Source organism: Photobacterium angustum (assembly GCF_003026365.1).
GTDB lineage: Bacteria > Pseudomonadota > Gammaproteobacteria > Enterobacterales > Vibrionaceae > Photobacterium > Photobacterium angustum.
In genome coordinates, this window is sequence record NZ_PYOM01000005.1 from 23,096 (window position 1) to 38,349 (window position 15,254).

The window sequence follows — 15,254 nt, forward strand, 5'->3', positions numbered from 1 at the left end:
CTGATTATCAATAAGTGGCTATATCTACTTTACTCATTTATTTTCGCTATGAATCCTTGACGTAGAATAATCAATCGACACCACACTATCTTGTGGACCGAGATCTTCTTGAAGCCCAGCTACCTTCATATCACGTTCCAAAAACGATTCAGCCTTAACATCTGAAGAGTACACATTACCATCGACTAACACTGAAACCTTGGCTAAATAGTATTTCATGACACACCTCCTTGCGTGAATGTATTGTGACTCTACCTCATCGTTGGTTAATTTTTTTGAATTTAGTTTGAAGTCGTGACAGAGACTATATTGTTTAACAAGATAATTTATAAAATGTGGCATTAGTTCACACATATAAACCAATTACATTATTAACTCGCTAAAAATCGTTACTAAATCAAAGAATCAATTAAAAAAACAGCGTTTTCACAAATAATATGACCCAACTTTCTAAATAAGTGATCATACCCTTTGTATTCTTATCTTTGACGTTCTAGCATTAGTGACCAACTGAAAACTTGCACTTGTTTTCAATTTTAATCTTCTAGCTACAGAGTCTATTTGCATGAACAACGATAAAAGACCTTTATATATCCCCTATGCAGGTCCTGCACTACTTGAAACACCTCTTCTTAACAAAGGTAGTGCATTCTCTGTCGAAGAACGTATGTTCTTTAACCTTGAAGGGCTTCTTCCTGAAGCGATTGAATCTATTGAAGAACAAACAGAACGTGCTTATCAACAATATCGTAAATTTGAAAACGATATGGATAAGCATATCTACCTTCGTAATATCCAAGATACTAACGAAACACTTTTCTACCGTTTAGTTGAAAACCATATTACCGAAATGATGCCAATCATTTATACACCAACAGTTGGCTCTGCATGTGAGGACTTCTCTAACATTTACCGTCGTGGTCGTGGTCTGTTTATCTCTTACCCTAACCGTGATCGTATTGAAGACATGTTGAATAATGCTTCTCGTCAAAATGTAAAAGTTATCGTAGTAACCGATGGTGAACGTATTCTTGGTTTAGGAGACCAAGGCATCGGTGGTATGGGTATTCCAATTGGTAAGCTATCGCTATACACAGCATGTGGTGGTATCAGCCCTGCTTACACTCTCCCTGTTGTTCTTGATGTAGGCACCAACAATCCACAACGCCTATCTGATCCTATGTACATGGGTTGGCGCCATACTCGTATTTCCGGTAAAGAATACGATGCATTTCTTGAAGAATTTATCCAAGCTGTTAAACAGCGTTGGCCTGAAGCATTAATTCAATTTGAAGATTTTGCGCAAAAGAATGCAATGCCACTTCTTGAGCGTTACAAAAATAAAGTATGTTGTTTTAATGATGATATTCAAGGTACAGCAGCGGTAACTGTTGGTTCTCTACTTGCAGCATGTAAAGCTGCAGGCACTAAACTTTCTGAACAGCGTGTAACCTTCCTTGGTGCTGGCTCTGCAGGATGCGGTATTGCAGAGGCAATTATTGCACAAATGGTGTCTGAAGGTATTTCTGACGCACAAGCACGTAGCCAAGTTTTCATGGTTGACCGTTGGGGTTTATTAATCGACAAGATGCCAAACCTGCTTAATTTCCAACAGGCACTTGTTCAGAAAAAAGAGCAATTATTTGATTGGGATGTCACAGAAAACAACATATCTTTACTTGATGTTATGCGTAATGCTAAACCGACAATTTTGATCGGTGTTTCAGGTGTACCTGGGCTATTTAGTGAAGAAGTGATCCGTGAAATGTACGCGCACTGTGAGCGTCCGATTATCTTCCCACTATCTAATCCAACTAGCCGAGTTGAAGCAACGCCATTTGATATTATTCGTTGGACGGATGGTAACGCATTAGTTGCAACAGGTTCACCATTTGAGCCTGTTATATATGAGGGTAAAACCTACCCTATTGCACAATGTAATAATAGCTATATCTTCCCGGGTATAGGTTTAGGTGTATTGGCTGTTAATGCACGCCGTGTAACCGATGAGATGCTTATGGAAAGTAGCAGAGCACTTGCTGAATGTTCTCCACTTGCTATTCACGGTGATGGTGCATTGCTTCCACCATTAGAAGATATTCAGAAAGTCTCGCGTAAAATTGCTTTTGCCGTTGCAAAGAAAGCAGTTGAACAACATAAAGCACCGAAAAACTCTGATGAACGTATTCGTGAAAAAATCGATGCTAACTTCTGGAAATCAGAATATCGTCGTTACAAACGAACTTCGTTCTAAAACTCAGTTAAAAAAGGTGCCAATCTGGCACCTTTTTTTGATGAAAGTAATACTACTCTTTTTACTTGTTATTATTGAATATTATTTCAGCAGTCATAAGATAAAATGACAAAACGCAGACATTTACCCCTTAATTAATAAACATTTTATTAAATGATTAAGGTAAAATATAAGATAAGAACTTTGTACTTTCGTGGATAATTATGAAACTGCTCAATCTAATCCGTATTTCTGCAGTTATCTGTATCTTATTTGTTTCAACATTATTGTTATTTGATCGTTGGGTTTCAGCTCGTACATCTGATCGCATTTATCATGATATCTCTGCAGTACCCAAACATTCTGTGGGATTAGTTCTTGGAACAAGTAAATATATAGCTAAGACACTAAACCCATATTATGAATATCGTATTACAGCGGCATTAGATTTATTTAAACAAGGTAAAATAGATTATTTTTTACTCAGTGGTGACAATGCACACCGCTCTTATAATGAACCTTGGACGATGAAGCGAGATTTATTAAAAGCAGGTGTCCCTGACGACAAAATTGTTTTAGATTATGCAGGGTTTCGAACGCTTGATTCTATCGTCCGCGCAAAAGAAGTATTTGAAACGGATAATTTTACAATTATTACCCAACAATTTCATTGCGAACGCGCCCTATTTATTGCTGATAGTTATAAAATTAAAGCTACATGTTTGGCAGTACATGAACCTAATGGTACGGCACAACTTAAAATTCGTATTCGAGAAGTACTTGCTCGTGTCAAAGCATTAAGTGATCTGTTTATACTGAATGTTCAGCCTAAGTTTCTAGGTCCTAAAGAACCGATTATTAAACCTGCACCTGCACCTATTATAAGTGATGATACAGTGCCATCTTCTGCTATTAATAATCAAAAGCAATTAGATCATTTGACACCGACAGAAAGTAACACTTCAAAATAAAACATAAAGCCAGTGGTTTTCACTGGCTTGTGCTTTTAGCCCATCCTTAGCTTTTATCTTTCATCGTCTTCATAAACCTATGCTTTACATCTTTCATATGATGAAGAACGTCGGCTTTAATCTTCTTATTTAACTCAGCACTTTTCGTTAGTTTCTGCATCCTAGCCATATCGCCGCCATTTTAACGTCTATTTGCAAGTCAATAATTTGCCTTTGAATATACTAACATAAGCCACATGGGTTTTGGCGACCATGTTTTGCGATATACACCCAAATTATTACTCGTTAAAAGCCTAACAAATCATTAAATTATAAACGTTCCATCGCATTATTGAGCTCTGTAAAAATGAAATTGCTCTATTTTCTTAATATTTCGAATTAAAAATAAAATATCATTTTATTTCAATAGGGTAGAAACAACAAAATCACTTAATTATCACCAAAAATTAACCGATTATATACATAAGTCTCAAACTCTACCGTTAACAACCCTTATATTAGCAGCGCAACTAGATGCATTAACTACCAGACTCTTGCTATTGGAGAAAAGCTATGACAGCGCTCACACTCACGATTAAACAATGGATATTGAATCGTAACAGTTTAATTATTATTGCTGATATACTTTTGTTTTTAACGCTACTAAACACGCTACCATTTGAAGCCAATATCACATTAGGACTTAGTATATTAAGCTTTATCGCTGTACTATGGTTAACTGAAGCATTACATGTCACTGTCACTGCCATTCTTGTCCCCTTACTCGCCGTATTCTTTGGTGTTTTTCAAACACAGCAAGCATTAGCAAACTTCTCCAATCCAATTATATTTCTCTTTCTAGGAGGATTCGCGTTAGCTTCGGCATTGCATAAACAGCAACTCGATCAAGTCATTGCAGATAAAGTGCTTATAGCTGCAAAAGGTAAAATGTCCGTCGCGGTATTAATGCTATTTGGTGTAACGGCAGGACTATCAATGTGGATAAGTAATACAGCCACAACCGCAATGATGCTGCCATTAGTTCTAGGGGTCTTAAATAAGGTTAATAGTAAAACTGGCCATAGTACTTACGTATTTACCCTACTTGGTATTGCTTATTGTGCAAGTATTGGAGGTATTGCCACAATTGTCGGAAGCCCTCCTAATGCTATTGCAGCAGCAGAAGCTGGATTAAGCTTTACCGAGTGGATGTACTTTGGTGTTCCTGTCACTCTTTTCTTGTTACCGCTAACCGTTGGGCTGTTATATGTTCTTCTCAAACCAAACTTAAATCATACCTTTGAGATTGACCACACTCCTGTATCTTGGACAAAAGGAAAATTTCTTACCTTAGCGATCTTCCTTCTAACGGTTAGCTGTTGGATTTTCAGCAAACCCATTAACGCATTTTTAGGTGGGTTCGCTAAATTTGATACGCTTGTTGCCTTAAGCGCCATCGTATTATTATGTGTGTCACGCGTGGTTAGCTGGAAAGATATTCAAAAATCAACAGACTGGGGTGTACTTATTCTATTTGGTGGCGGTATCTGTTTGAGCAATATATTAAAAGCCACGGGAACAAGTGTCTTCTTAGCACATGAGTTAAGTACGTTTTTAAACCAAGCTGGTTTATTCCTTACTATTTTAGTTGTTGCTATTTTTGTTGTTTTTCTCACCGAGTTTGCAAGTAATACTGCCAGCGCAGCATTGCTAATCCCTGTATTTGCAACCGTTGCAGAAGCATTAGGGGTATCACCTGTTGTGTTATCAGCACTTATTGCTATCGCTGCTTCTTGTGCCTTTATGCTGCCTGTTGCGACACCACCTAATGCGATCGTATTTAGTACAGGCTTTATAAAACAACAAGAAATGATGCGTGTAGGTATTTATCTCAATATCTTGTGTGTTGCATTTCTAACAATGTTTACTTGGTTATTCTGGTAATTTTAATAACAGACACATATAAAGAAGGTGTCAACCAACACCTTCTTTATCTATTATTTCATAATAAGGTAATGAGTAACCTTTCATTATTTCCATTTTCTTTTTCTAATTTACATTTTCCTTTTTGTTCTATTTTTTTTAATTGTTCTTCTTCTAATGCAAAAGGTAATAATAACAAAATACTTTTTATATCTTGATTTCGTGATAATAGTAATAATCGAATAATATTCTGTGTATCACTTGCACTACTTGATAATACTTTTAACGCCTGTTGATGTAACTTTTCTGCGGGGCTTATTTGTGAATATGTGCCTGTTTTAATATTTAATTCAAAAGATGGAATGATGTTTTTAACAACATCAATAAATGTCCATTTTTGATTACAAAGAAGCGAGAGAAAATGCGTATAATCAAATATGATTTGCTCTTTTTCTGATGTACTCAACATTGTTTCCATAACTATCCTTAGGTAGAAACATAACATCTTCTATCATTAACTAAATGTCCTTATAACTATACGACTAGTAGAATAACAAACTAACTCATCCAAATTGCATTTGTGAGCAATATCACATCAAATGTTTGATTTAACATTACAAAAAACACATTTAAAACAAAGATTTAACAACATGAAATCTTTTCTTATCATTCCCAAATTACGATTATGCATGTTATGTAACCATTTATTCTGTGATATCAATCCCCCCAAGATCTCCTTTAATACACAAAAAAAATGCTTAGTCATTCGAACTTGTAATTGAGAATAACAATCAATCATTATATTTAATCTCGCAATATTAGCTATAAAAACACCGTATCATTATATAACTGCTTTATATGGTAATCATTTTGAAAAACGACTGGAAAATTTGTCAATACAAGACTAAAATCGCCTTGTTTTGGGGAGTAGTCACAATTGTTCGTCTGTCGTCATCTCGAAGTTTACACTTCCGGCAGCCGTGAATGGATTTGCATTATTATTCATGCACCATTTTGACGAGACCAATGCCATTATCGCTTGCACATTAGTGCAGTCATACTCAAACACTCAGAGGTTTGAGTTTTTAATGCGCGTAAGGTTGATTGTGAAACACCCTTTTACCCTGCCTTCCGCGTTTTTAATCTTTGTGCGATAACATATTGTTGCCATACTATATTGCCTTTTTTATAGGCATATAACTTTATACTTATAAAAAACTTATATTGATTATTGAGTTTATAAAATAACAATACGTTATCGCTTTAAGGTCGATTTTTAGGAGAGACTCTATGAGCCTTTTTAGCTACGAAGGGTTCGCTGTATTAACAGTGTTAATGTTTGCGTTAGATTTATATCAAACACGTGGTGGTAAAGTTTCCATAAAGAAAGCAGCTATCTGGAGTGTATTCTGGGTTTTTCTCGCTTTCTTATTTGCAGTATTTATCTACTTCAACTGGCAGTTGATGGCACCAGAAAGTACCTACAGTAATTCAAAAGCAGCAACCGCTTTTGTCACTGGCTACTTATTAGAAAAATCATTAAGTGTTGATAACTTATTTGTTTTCGCACTAATTTTTGGTCAATTCATGGTACCTGAGCGTTTACGTCCACGCGTATTAATGCTCGGCGTTGTCGGTGCGCTTATTTTACGTGGTGGTATGATCGCTGTCGGTGCTCAACTATTGGATGACTTCCATTGGGTTATGTACATCTTTGCCGTTTTCCTTCTTTACACTGGTTTCAAACTCTGGAAAGAAGATGAAGAAGAACAAGAAGACTTCTCAGATGCGTTACCTGTACGTATTGTAAAACGCTTCTTTAAAGTCACTGATGATTATCACGACCATAAAATGTTCGTTAAAGGAGAGCATGGATGGCTAGCGACACCATTACTTGTTGTGGTTGCAGTGATCGCTCTTACCGATGTTATGTTTGCACTCGACTCTATTCCTGCGATCTTTGCGGTAACACGTGAACCGTTCTTGGTGCTTACTGCTAACGTATTTGCATTACTAGGCTTACGTTCACTGTATTTCGTACTTGAAGGTATGTTAACGCGTTTCTGCTACCTACGTGTCGCACTGGCATTTATTCTAAGCTTCATTGGCTTGAAGATGCTTTTAGTAGGCACCGCTTGGGCTATTCCAACAGCGGTATCACTGTGTGTCATTGTTCTTACTATTTCCATCGCCATTGGCGCATCGCTATGGAAAACACGTAACGACGAACATACTCCTATCAATCATTAGTAAAAAATAAAAAACGCCACAAAAAGCTGTGGCGTTTTTTATCGTTATTGTCTAAGCCAATTTAGCGACAATAGTTTGAATATCAACAGGGTTAGAAACAATATAATCAGGTTCAATCATCGCTAATTGCTGATGATCGCTGTCTTTTTGGGTATCGACCCATATACTCTTAATGCCTGCATTTTTAGCACCTGCAATATCTGCCGCCAATGAATCCCCCATATGGATGACTTCTTCAGGTTTACAGTTCACCAAGTTTAGTGCTTTTTCAAAAATACTTAATGCCGGTTTTTCTTCAGGCTCTTCCCCGCCCACAATAATATGATCAACATATTGCTGCATTTCTGTTGCTGCCAACTTTGGATGTTGTGAAAAAACAGGACCATTGGTAATAACAACCAATTGGTATGATTTTCGCAATGCCACCAGCGTTTCTTTCATCTTAGGAAAAAAGTCAAAGCTAGCTATGCGAGATTGATCAAAGCATGCTTGGACAGCGACTGCTGCATCAAAAGGTAACTCAATGCCCTGCTCTTTAAATAACACAAGAATAAGGTTTTGACGGAAGAAAAGCTCATCGGTTAATAGTGGCACTAACTCAGGTAACTCATCATTGAGTTTTTTATATACACCTGCAATATAACGCTCTAAAAACATGTCTGCATTTAATTGTGGGTACAAATCACTGACATATAATTTCAGCTCATTAGCAGCATGTTTGTCAGCTAAAGACGTTGCACACAAGGTTTCATCCATATCGAGAAAAATAGCTTTTAACACGTTAACCTTCTTTATTATTAATTACAGGCACACCTATAGTAACGATGATGAGACACTTAAACTAGTATTTATCATACTTTCATTACGCAATCTGATGTCTATCACTTATTTTAAGTATAAAAAAACCAGCACCTAGTGCTGGTTTTTAGCTTTATCACGCCTTAGTTTTTAACAAAATCTTTCATCGTAATAAATTTATTTTTGATCTTATTTGCACTTGGTGAGTCATAACCGTAGATATCTTCACGCATTTGTACTTTACCATCATTATCAACCCATGCAGTGAGATATACAAAATCAACATCAATACGCTTAGATAAGCTCACTGTTTTTTGCTTTTGCGCATCTAACATTTGCTTAAATTTTGGAATGTTGCCACGATTTTGGTACTCAATCACATAGTTAGCAAGATCATAAGCGCGTTCAACACGTACACAACCAGAGCTTAAGTCACGCTTGGTTTTGCTAAACAACCCACGTGAAGGTGTATCGTGCAAGAAAATCGCGTAATCATTTGGCATAAGGAACTTAACACGACCAAGAGAATTACGAGGGCCAGGACCTTGCTGAAATTCATGCGGAAATGTTTTTGGATTCACAGTCGCCCAGTCAATACTACTTGGTGGAATCACAGTACGATCACGCCAGCTATTTAAAATCTGCATATTATGCTGCTTTAAATAATTGATGTTGTGCTTCACTTTTGGAATAACATCATGCTGCTTGATTGTAATAGGTACGTTCCAGTATGGGTTTACAACCATAGTCGTAATCGCAGATGAGAATAAGTTTGTTGGTCGGCTATCACGACCAACAATCACTTTAGATTCAAATACAACGTTGCCTTTATCAAACACTTCTAACTTATAGTTAGGAATGTTAACCCAAATATGAGGGCGACCTTCAGCATGCTTATTTAAGGTAGCCACACGTAGCGTATTCAATGCTAAACGACGGGCAATATCTGCATAAGGCATAACAAGTTGCTGAACAGTTGCCGTACCGATAATACCGTCACTTGCCAAACCATGACGTTTTTGGAATGTTTTCAAGCTTTCAAAAACAGCACCTGTATTCGTGATATTAGGTTCAACAGATAAACGGTCATAATCAGCCTGATCCATATCACCAAGCGTATACAATACCTTTATCAGCTCATGCCCATTCGGCAGTGTTGCCCCTTTGCGGTAAGCCTGCTTAAAGTTCGATTTTGCTAATGTGTGAGCGGGCAAATTTTGGTATTTGGCAATCGCATCCATTGTTGGTTTAAATGCAATATAACTAGGACGGAGCTGCTCAAGTTTCGCAAGTGTCATCGGATAAACATCAACGCCATCGGCGTATTTGGTCATCGACTTACTCATGTTAATAGGCTTAGACAAAAACAGTACATCACGGTGAGTTGCAATGTAGTTTTGGAATGCACGATACACATAATAGGTATCAGTTGCTAATAAGTCATAAGCTTGTTCGTTTTGTTCACTCTCAAGCTTATTCAGTTCGGAAAGACGTTGGGCTAAACCCGGTAGCATTTTTGTATCTACAACGGCTTTTAACTGTAGTTCAAACTCATCACGCAGTGCTTTGTTTTGCCAAAAAGGATAGAACTTGTTCTCAGTATACGCTTGTTCTATTTGAGGCTTAAAACAAACCTTATTTACCGAATCAGCACAAAGTGTTTTGGTGCTAAACACTGTTTGGTTATTTAAAGAAGACCAATCGACAGTACCTGTAATACTTACAGGAGCTTCTCTATCACTTACAGGAGGAAATACTACATAATCTTTATCCGGGCCTGTAATGTTCACATAGCTATGTGGTGCAATGTGTGCTGATTCAATAGCAAAAGCACTACTCGGAAGAATCAAAGATAAAACAAGAAGCTTGCTGAAACGCTGAGTGACAACACGCTGAGAATTAAACATCTTCAAAGCGATCCTTATCTAATAAAAGAAGAAAGATATCCGTATTAAAATAACCAAACGTATTTTACAACCACGTAACGCTCATATATACGGTACACAAACAAAATAGCCTGTATAAAGGCCAATATCGGTATATTTAGACAAATTTTCAATCACGATACAATTCAAATAACGCAACTTTAAACGTTAAATATACCCTATCAAGATTTTTTATATTGAATACTACGCATCAAACATAAATATCATCTTGATTTTAAAGACAAAAAAAACGCCATTTGAAATGGTGTTCATAAAAACACCATTTATCTAAAATATTTATTTGTGCGAGTTAATTGGCATTTTATAGTGAGTTCGTCTCAATTATGCTCAAAAATAAATCTACTTATTATTTTCGCGATAGAAAGCCCACTCTTCTACAACTTTACCATCCGCTAAGTGACAGTATCCCACCTCACCTTTTTCTTCTTTTTTAATTTCAAGTTTTCCGCCCTGCTCTTCACAGTAAACAGAAGCTGGATTAGCCATACCAACTGCTTCCTTTTTTGGTTGCTCTGGTTGTTTTTGCTCTTCTTTATTACACCCAGTTAATGCGATACCAAAACCGATAACGGCGAATAAAACTGTCCACTTTTTCATATTGTTCCCTTATGTAATTCGCTTTTCCATTTTGGAAAATAAACATTAATTCTTTTTCACTTCTGGAAATGAGCAATCTCATCTAAAGTGCCGCCAAACTATAACAATGAACGGTACTAGCAATGTCATTACAATCCAAAATGAAACAGATTATTACTTCTTCTACATTAAGCCCGAAACAAAAAACATTGTTTCTCTCTCTCGAAGCTGAAGCAATTGTAGACTATATGTCAGTCAGTGACGAAATTTTAGAAGCAAAAAATGAAGGTATTATCTGTGATATGTTCGAAGGTAATGCGCCTTTTAAGCCTCGCTACGTATTGCCCGACTATGCTAAATACTTACAGAATGGTTCCAGCTATTTAGAGCTAGAGCCCGCAAAAAATCTGGATGACGCACTCAATGCGCTCACCATTATTTATCATCACGTACCATCTGTAACTAACTATCCCGTGTATATCGGTCAACTTGATGATTTATTGTTACCATTTATTAATAGCGAATCTGAAACTGATATTTACAACAAGTTAAAGCGCTTTTGGATTATGCTCGATCGCACCCTACCCGATGCGTTTATGCATGCCAATATTGGTCCAACTGATAACATTATTTGCCGTACTATTTTAAAAATTGATGCAGAGCTTAAGCAAGTCGCGCCGAATCTTACTTTTATGTACGACGCTGAAGTATCGCCAATATCTTTACTTGAACAAGCTTGCCAAAATATTTGTGAATGCAGCAAACCCCATATTGCCAACTACCCTATGTTTAAAGATACATTTGGTAAACAAGGCTTTGGTATTGTTAGTTGCTACAACTCACTGCCGTTAGCAGGCGGTGCAAATACTCTTGTACGCTTAAATTTAAAAGCGGCGGCAGAAAAAGCAACAGATGTAGATAACTTCATCAACCAAGTGCTGCCGCATTATTGCCAAATGACTTTCGGACTCATTGAAGCGCGTTCTACATTTCTTCATGAAGAATCAAACTTCTTTAATAGCTTTTTAGTACAAGAACAATTAATTGATGAAAACCGTTTTGCCCCAATGTTTGGTATTTATGGTATGGCTGAAGCGGTCAATTTATTATTGGAAAAGTCTGGCTCAACGGAAAAATATGGTCAAAGTGATTCAGCCAATACATTAGCATTATCTATCACTCAACTATTAAGTGACATTGTCACTAATACGCCAGTAAAATATGGTTATAACCAGCGAGCGTTATTGCACTCGCAAGGTGGTATTAGCTGCGATCAAAACGTAACGCCAGGCATTCGCATCCCTTATGGCACAGAGCCTGATCCTGTATTGCACATTAAAGCACTAGCTGCACATCATCAATATTATCTATCAGGGATCAGCGATATTTTAACCATTGATGAAACAATCAAACAAAATCCACTCGCCATGGTTACGTTATGTAAAGGCGCATTAAGTATGGGATTTCGTGAATTTACAGCAAACGTTCACTCAAACGATCTCGTTCGAGTAACGGGTTATATGATTAAGCTGTCTGATGTAGCTAAATTCAAAGAGGCAGGATCACGCACCAATACGACATGGTTAGGCTCAGAAGCCAGTGAACAAACTGATATTTTAAAACGTCTACCTCGTGTATTAAGTCACGAGCAAACACCTCATTATTCACATATCTCTATTGAGAATTAAGAGTTAACAATTTAATGATTTCAGCCACTATTAGTAAAATACTTAATTTTTCGTGTGTTGATGGACCCGGCAACCGAATGGTGATTTTTTTTCAAGGATGCAACTATAACTGCAAAAATTGCCATAACCCTCAAACCATCGGTATTTGTAACCATTGCGCAGACTGTGTAGAGCATTGTCCAACACAAGCATTACAAACTATTCATACGGAAAATGAAAAAACTAAAGTGGCATGGAATCAAGCCTTATGTACTGAATGTGATAAGTGCATTGAGGTTTGCCCACAACAAGCGAGCCCCAAAACCATGACGATGACTGTTTATGAATTAATTGAAAAAATTCATGAAAATAGATTATTTATTAATGGTATTACCGTTTCTGGTGGCGAGGCATCACTTAATTTACCTTTTATTATTTCACTATTTCGTTTAATAAAAACGACTGCATCACTGAAACATTTAACATGCATGATAGAAAGTAATGGCAGTTTAAGCGTAACGGGTTGGAAACACCTTACCCCCTATCTTGATGGTGCGATGATTGACTTAAAAGCATGGCATGATGAAACGCATAAATGGTTAACCAACAGAAGTAACCATCGCGTTTTTGAAACGATGAACTTTCTCCATGCTCAAAACAAATTACATGAAATAAGGCTGCTGCATATTCCTAATAAAACAGATTTTATGGAGCAGATTGAAAAAGTGGCGTATTACTTACGTCCATTTTCAAGTAGTGTGAAAATAAAGCTCAATGCTTTTAGGCATCATGGTGTGGTAGGTGATGCGCTCAATTGGGATGAGTGTGACAAAGAAGAAATTAATCAATTAGCTAACGGATTATCAGAGCGTGGTGTGGAAAACCTACTAACTCCTGCTATTTATTAATTCAAAATTTAAGATATTCCGTCTGCTGATAATAGTGACATAACTCATTAAGTCACTCAGCAGTCGGAGTTTCGTTTTCTTTAGATACTAATTACTGAAGTGAGCTTTAATTAATCAATCTCTGCACTTTTATCTTCAACGCCACAAAGAAGCAAAATTTGTTGATGTAACCAACGAACCGCTGGATCATTCATACTCGGTTGATGCCACACTAAACTATAAGCAACCTTGCCATAATTAAACGGTAACGGCTTTGCTACCAGTGCCTTTGACTGTAAGGCGTTACTAGCCCAACGTTTAGAACAGGTAAATAACAAGTCACTGTTATGGCACATCGTGGCTGCACCACCAAAATCCGCGACATTCACAACCACTTTTCGTTTATGATGTTGTTGCGTTAATTGCATTTCAAAAAATGGCACACTTAAATCGTTGTCAAAAATACTAATGTGACCATAATTTAAATAATTTTCTATTGTCAGCTCTTTATCAGCGAGAGGATGATCATGCGCCATTAAACAAACCATCTCATCAGTAAACAGTGTCTGCCATACTAAGTTATTTTGCACTAATGGTGGCTGACTCAGATCATGTGGCAAAATCACAAAATCCAACATGCCTTTGGTTAAACCATCAAAACCAATGCTGTCTTTCGACCAAATATCAAAACGGACATTCGGCGCTTTTTTTAGAACATGAGCATAAAGCCCACCAGCAATTAATTCAAAGGTACTCTCACGCATCGCAAGTGAGAAACTTCCTTCATACACTTCTGGCTGAAACGCTTCTTTGGTCATGATCTGATTCATGTCACTGATCATTTGGTGGACTGTAGGACCTAAACGTCGAGCTAAAGGAGTAGAAATTAGCTTATTACCATGACGATAAAAGAGTTCGTCATTGAGGTTATCACGTAATTGGCTGAGTGTTTTACTAACGGATGAAGGGCTTACACATAATCGCTCTGCACATGCCGTAACACTTAACGTATCTAGCATTACATGCAACGTAATTAAGTGTTTCATACTTATACGAGAAAGTTTAATTAAATCCATCTGCGACCTTTAATATATAAGCCAGAAAATCGATAATTCAGCAGTATGAGATAAAAAAAATGCTAGTCAATAAAGGACTAGCATTTCTATTCATTTATTAATGGCGCACGCTGTTTTTGTTTTAAATTTCAACAATGGCGTAAACTATTATTTATCGAATACCGTTTAAGAACTCTGCACGTGTCGCTGAATTTTTCTTAAAAATACCACCAAGCGCTGTGGTTGTGGTTACACTGGTTGCATCCATAACACCACGTGCTTTTACGCAATAATGCGTTGCATCAATCGTAACTGCGACATCATCACTTTCTAATAATGTTTGAAGTGCGACCAACACTTGTTGTGTTAAACGCTCTTGAACTTGTGGGCGCTGAGCAAAGAAACGAACAATACGGTTAATTTTGGATAAACCAATAATTTTCCCACGAGGAATATAAGCAACAGTTGCTTTACCATCAATCGTTACTAAATGGTGCTCACACGTACTGGTTAGCGTGATGTCTTTAACTCGCACCATTTCATCACACTTCATTTTATTTTCAATGACTGTGATTTTAGGGAAATTGGTATAGTCTAAGCCAGAAAACACTTCATCAACGTACATCTTCGCAATACGATGCGGGGTTTCAACCAAGCTATCATCAGTCAGATCTAGCGCGAGTAACGATAAGATCTCACGCATGTGGTATTCAATCTTTTCTTTTTTCTCTTCGCGGCTAACATTTTGTTCAACCATTGGGGTTTCAAGACCACGGGCTGCTAATGCATCACGAACTAGTACTGCAGATTCACTTAATGCTGTCATTCTTTTCCTCCAACTGGCACAGGCTGAAATGCAATAAAACAAGCCTGTTTTCGCTCGCCAGCGCTAAAAACATACGCAGAATACCTCCAAATGGAAATAATTACACCTCCCATTTATTAGGGATTAGTCCAATTGGCCTAATT

General features: G+C 37.1%; 13 protein-coding genes. 6 read left to right on the top strand and 7 right to left on the bottom strand.

Annotated features, from left to right (window positions below; translation table 11 throughout):
* Positions 1–33: 33 nt before the first annotated feature.
* Positions 34–219, bottom strand: a complete 186-nt coding sequence (locus CTN01_RS06360) for a hypothetical protein (RefSeq protein ID WP_045082859.1) — start codon at positions 217–219, stop codon at positions 34–36.
* Between the two features lie 346 nt (positions 220–565).
* Between CTN01_RS06360 and CTN01_RS06365 the strand changes: the two genes are divergently transcribed.
* The 3 genes from CTN01_RS06365 to CTN01_RS06375 all read left to right on the top strand — a co-directional run bounded on the left by CTN01_RS06365 (position 566) and on the right by CTN01_RS06375 (position 5,127).
* Positions 566–2,254, top strand: coding sequence for an NAD-dependent malic enzyme (locus tag CTN01_RS06365; RefSeq protein ID WP_045147744.1), 1,689 nt, complete (start codon positions 566–568; stop codon positions 2,252–2,254).
* 203 nt (positions 2,255–2,457) lie between these two features.
* Positions 2,458–3,204 carry a SanA/YdcF family protein gene (locus CTN01_RS06370; protein ID WP_005367643.1) on the top strand — a complete coding sequence of 249 codons (747 nt, stop codon included), beginning with the start codon at positions 2,458–2,460 and terminating at the stop codon, positions 3,202–3,204.
* A gap of 552 nt (positions 3,205–3,756) precedes the next feature.
* Entirely contained in the window at positions 3,757–5,127 is a 1,371-nt protein-coding gene (locus CTN01_RS06375) for an SLC13 family permease (protein WP_107342121.1), read from the top strand.
* Between the two features lie 58 nt (positions 5,128–5,185).
* On the opposite strand, the gene CTN01_RS06380 is transcribed toward CTN01_RS06375, so the two are convergent.
* Complete coding sequence (locus CTN01_RS06380) at positions 5,186–5,584, bottom strand: hypothetical protein (protein ID WP_045131739.1); 399 nt, start codon at positions 5,582–5,584, stop codon at positions 5,186–5,188.
* Positions 5,585–6,396: 812 nt separating this feature from the next.
* Here CTN01_RS06380 and CTN01_RS06385 point away from each other — a divergent pair.
* Positions 6,397–7,356 carry a TerC family protein gene (locus tag CTN01_RS06385; RefSeq protein ID WP_045082862.1) on the top strand — a complete coding sequence of 320 codons (960 nt, stop codon included), beginning with the start codon at positions 6,397–6,399 and terminating at the stop codon, positions 7,354–7,356.
* A 51-nt stretch (positions 7,357–7,407) separates the two neighbouring features.
* On the opposite strand, the gene CTN01_RS06390 is transcribed toward CTN01_RS06385, so the two are convergent.
* The 3 genes from CTN01_RS06390 to CTN01_RS06400 form a co-directional block, all read right to left on the bottom strand.
* On the bottom strand, positions 7,408–8,136 hold the full coding sequence (locus CTN01_RS06390; protein ID WP_045147746.1) for an HAD family hydrolase: 729 nt from the start codon (positions 8,134–8,136) through the stop codon (positions 7,408–7,410).
* 161 nt (positions 8,137–8,297) lie between these two features.
* Positions 8,298–10,061 (bottom strand): L,D-transpeptidase family protein, encoded by a 1,764-nt coding sequence (locus CTN01_RS06395; RefSeq protein WP_107342122.1) that lies wholly within the window; start codon positions 10,059–10,061, stop codon positions 8,298–8,300.
* Between the two features lie 378 nt (positions 10,062–10,439).
* The gene (locus tag CTN01_RS06400) at positions 10,440–10,697 is read right to left on the bottom strand and encodes a putative hemolysin (protein WP_005367618.1); all 258 of its coding nucleotides are present in this window, start codon (positions 10,695–10,697) and stop codon (positions 10,440–10,442) included.
* A 122-nt stretch (positions 10,698–10,819) separates the two neighbouring features.
* Between CTN01_RS06400 and CTN01_RS06405 the strand changes: the two genes are divergently transcribed.
* Both CTN01_RS06405 and CTN01_RS06410 read left to right on the top strand, forming a co-directional pair.
* Entirely contained in the window at positions 10,820–12,364 is a 1,545-nt protein-coding gene (locus CTN01_RS06405; protein ID WP_045147748.1) for a YjjI family glycine radical enzyme, read from the top strand.
* A 14-nt stretch (positions 12,365–12,378) separates the two neighbouring features.
* Positions 12,379–13,251 carry a YjjW family glycine radical enzyme activase gene (locus CTN01_RS06410; RefSeq protein WP_045147749.1) on the top strand — a complete coding sequence of 291 codons (873 nt, stop codon included), beginning with the start codon at positions 12,379–12,381 and terminating at the stop codon, positions 13,249–13,251.
* A 110-nt stretch (positions 13,252–13,361) separates the two neighbouring features.
* Here the strand turns inward: CTN01_RS06410 and CTN01_RS06415 are convergent, their stop codons facing one another.
* Positions 13,362–14,306 (bottom strand): LysR family transcriptional regulator, encoded by a 945-nt coding sequence (locus tag CTN01_RS06415; RefSeq protein WP_005367611.1) that lies wholly within the window; start codon positions 14,304–14,306, stop codon positions 13,362–13,364.
* A gap of 151 nt (positions 14,307–14,457) precedes the next feature.
* Positions 14,458–15,111 (bottom strand): GTP cyclohydrolase I FolE, encoded by a 654-nt coding sequence (folE, locus tag CTN01_RS06420; protein WP_045082868.1) that lies wholly within the window; start codon positions 15,109–15,111, stop codon positions 14,458–14,460.
* Positions 15,112–15,254 lie beyond the last annotated feature (143 nt).

What these genes read in the sequence shown, in the direction of transcription:
- CTN01_RS06415 (WP_005367611.1), bottom strand. Translation starts at nt 14,306, where the DNA reads ATGGATTTAATTAAACTTTCTCGTATAAGTATGAAACACTTAATTACG.
- CTN01_RS06365 (WP_045147744.1), top strand. Translation starts at nt 566, where the DNA reads ATGAACAACGATAAAAGACCTTTATATATCCCCTATGCAGGTCCTGCA.
- CTN01_RS06385 (WP_045082862.1), top strand. Translation starts at nt 6,397, where the DNA reads ATGAGCCTTTTTAGCTACGAAGGGTTCGCTGTATTAACAGTGTTAATG.
- CTN01_RS06370 (WP_005367643.1), top strand. Translation starts at nt 2,458, where the DNA reads ATGAAACTGCTCAATCTAATCCGTATTTCTGCAGTTATCTGTATCTTA.
- CTN01_RS06375 (WP_107342121.1), top strand. Translation starts at nt 3,757, where the DNA reads ATGACAGCGCTCACACTCACGATTAAACAATGGATATTGAATCGTAAC.
- folE (WP_045082868.1), bottom strand. Translation starts at nt 15,111, where the DNA reads ATGACAGCATTAAGTGAATCTGCAGTACTAGTTCGTGATGCATTAGCA.
- CTN01_RS06395 (WP_107342122.1), bottom strand. Translation starts at nt 10,061, where the DNA reads ATGTTTAATTCTCAGCGTGTTGTCACTCAGCGTTTCAGCAAGCTTCTT.
- CTN01_RS06360 (WP_045082859.1), bottom strand. Translation starts at nt 219, where the DNA reads ATGAAATACTATTTAGCCAAGGTTTCAGTGTTAGTCGATGGTAATGTG.
- CTN01_RS06405 (WP_045147748.1), top strand. Translation starts at nt 10,820, where the DNA reads ATGTCATTACAATCCAAAATGAAACAGATTATTACTTCTTCTACATTA.
- CTN01_RS06410 (WP_045147749.1), top strand. Translation starts at nt 12,379, where the DNA reads ATGATTTCAGCCACTATTAGTAAAATACTTAATTTTTCGTGTGTTGAT.
- CTN01_RS06380 (WP_045131739.1), bottom strand. Translation starts at nt 5,584, where the DNA reads ATGGAAACAATGTTGAGTACATCAGAAAAAGAGCAAATCATATTTGAT.
- CTN01_RS06400 (WP_005367618.1), bottom strand. Translation starts at nt 10,697, where the DNA reads ATGAAAAAGTGGACAGTTTTATTCGCCGTTATCGGTTTTGGTATCGCA.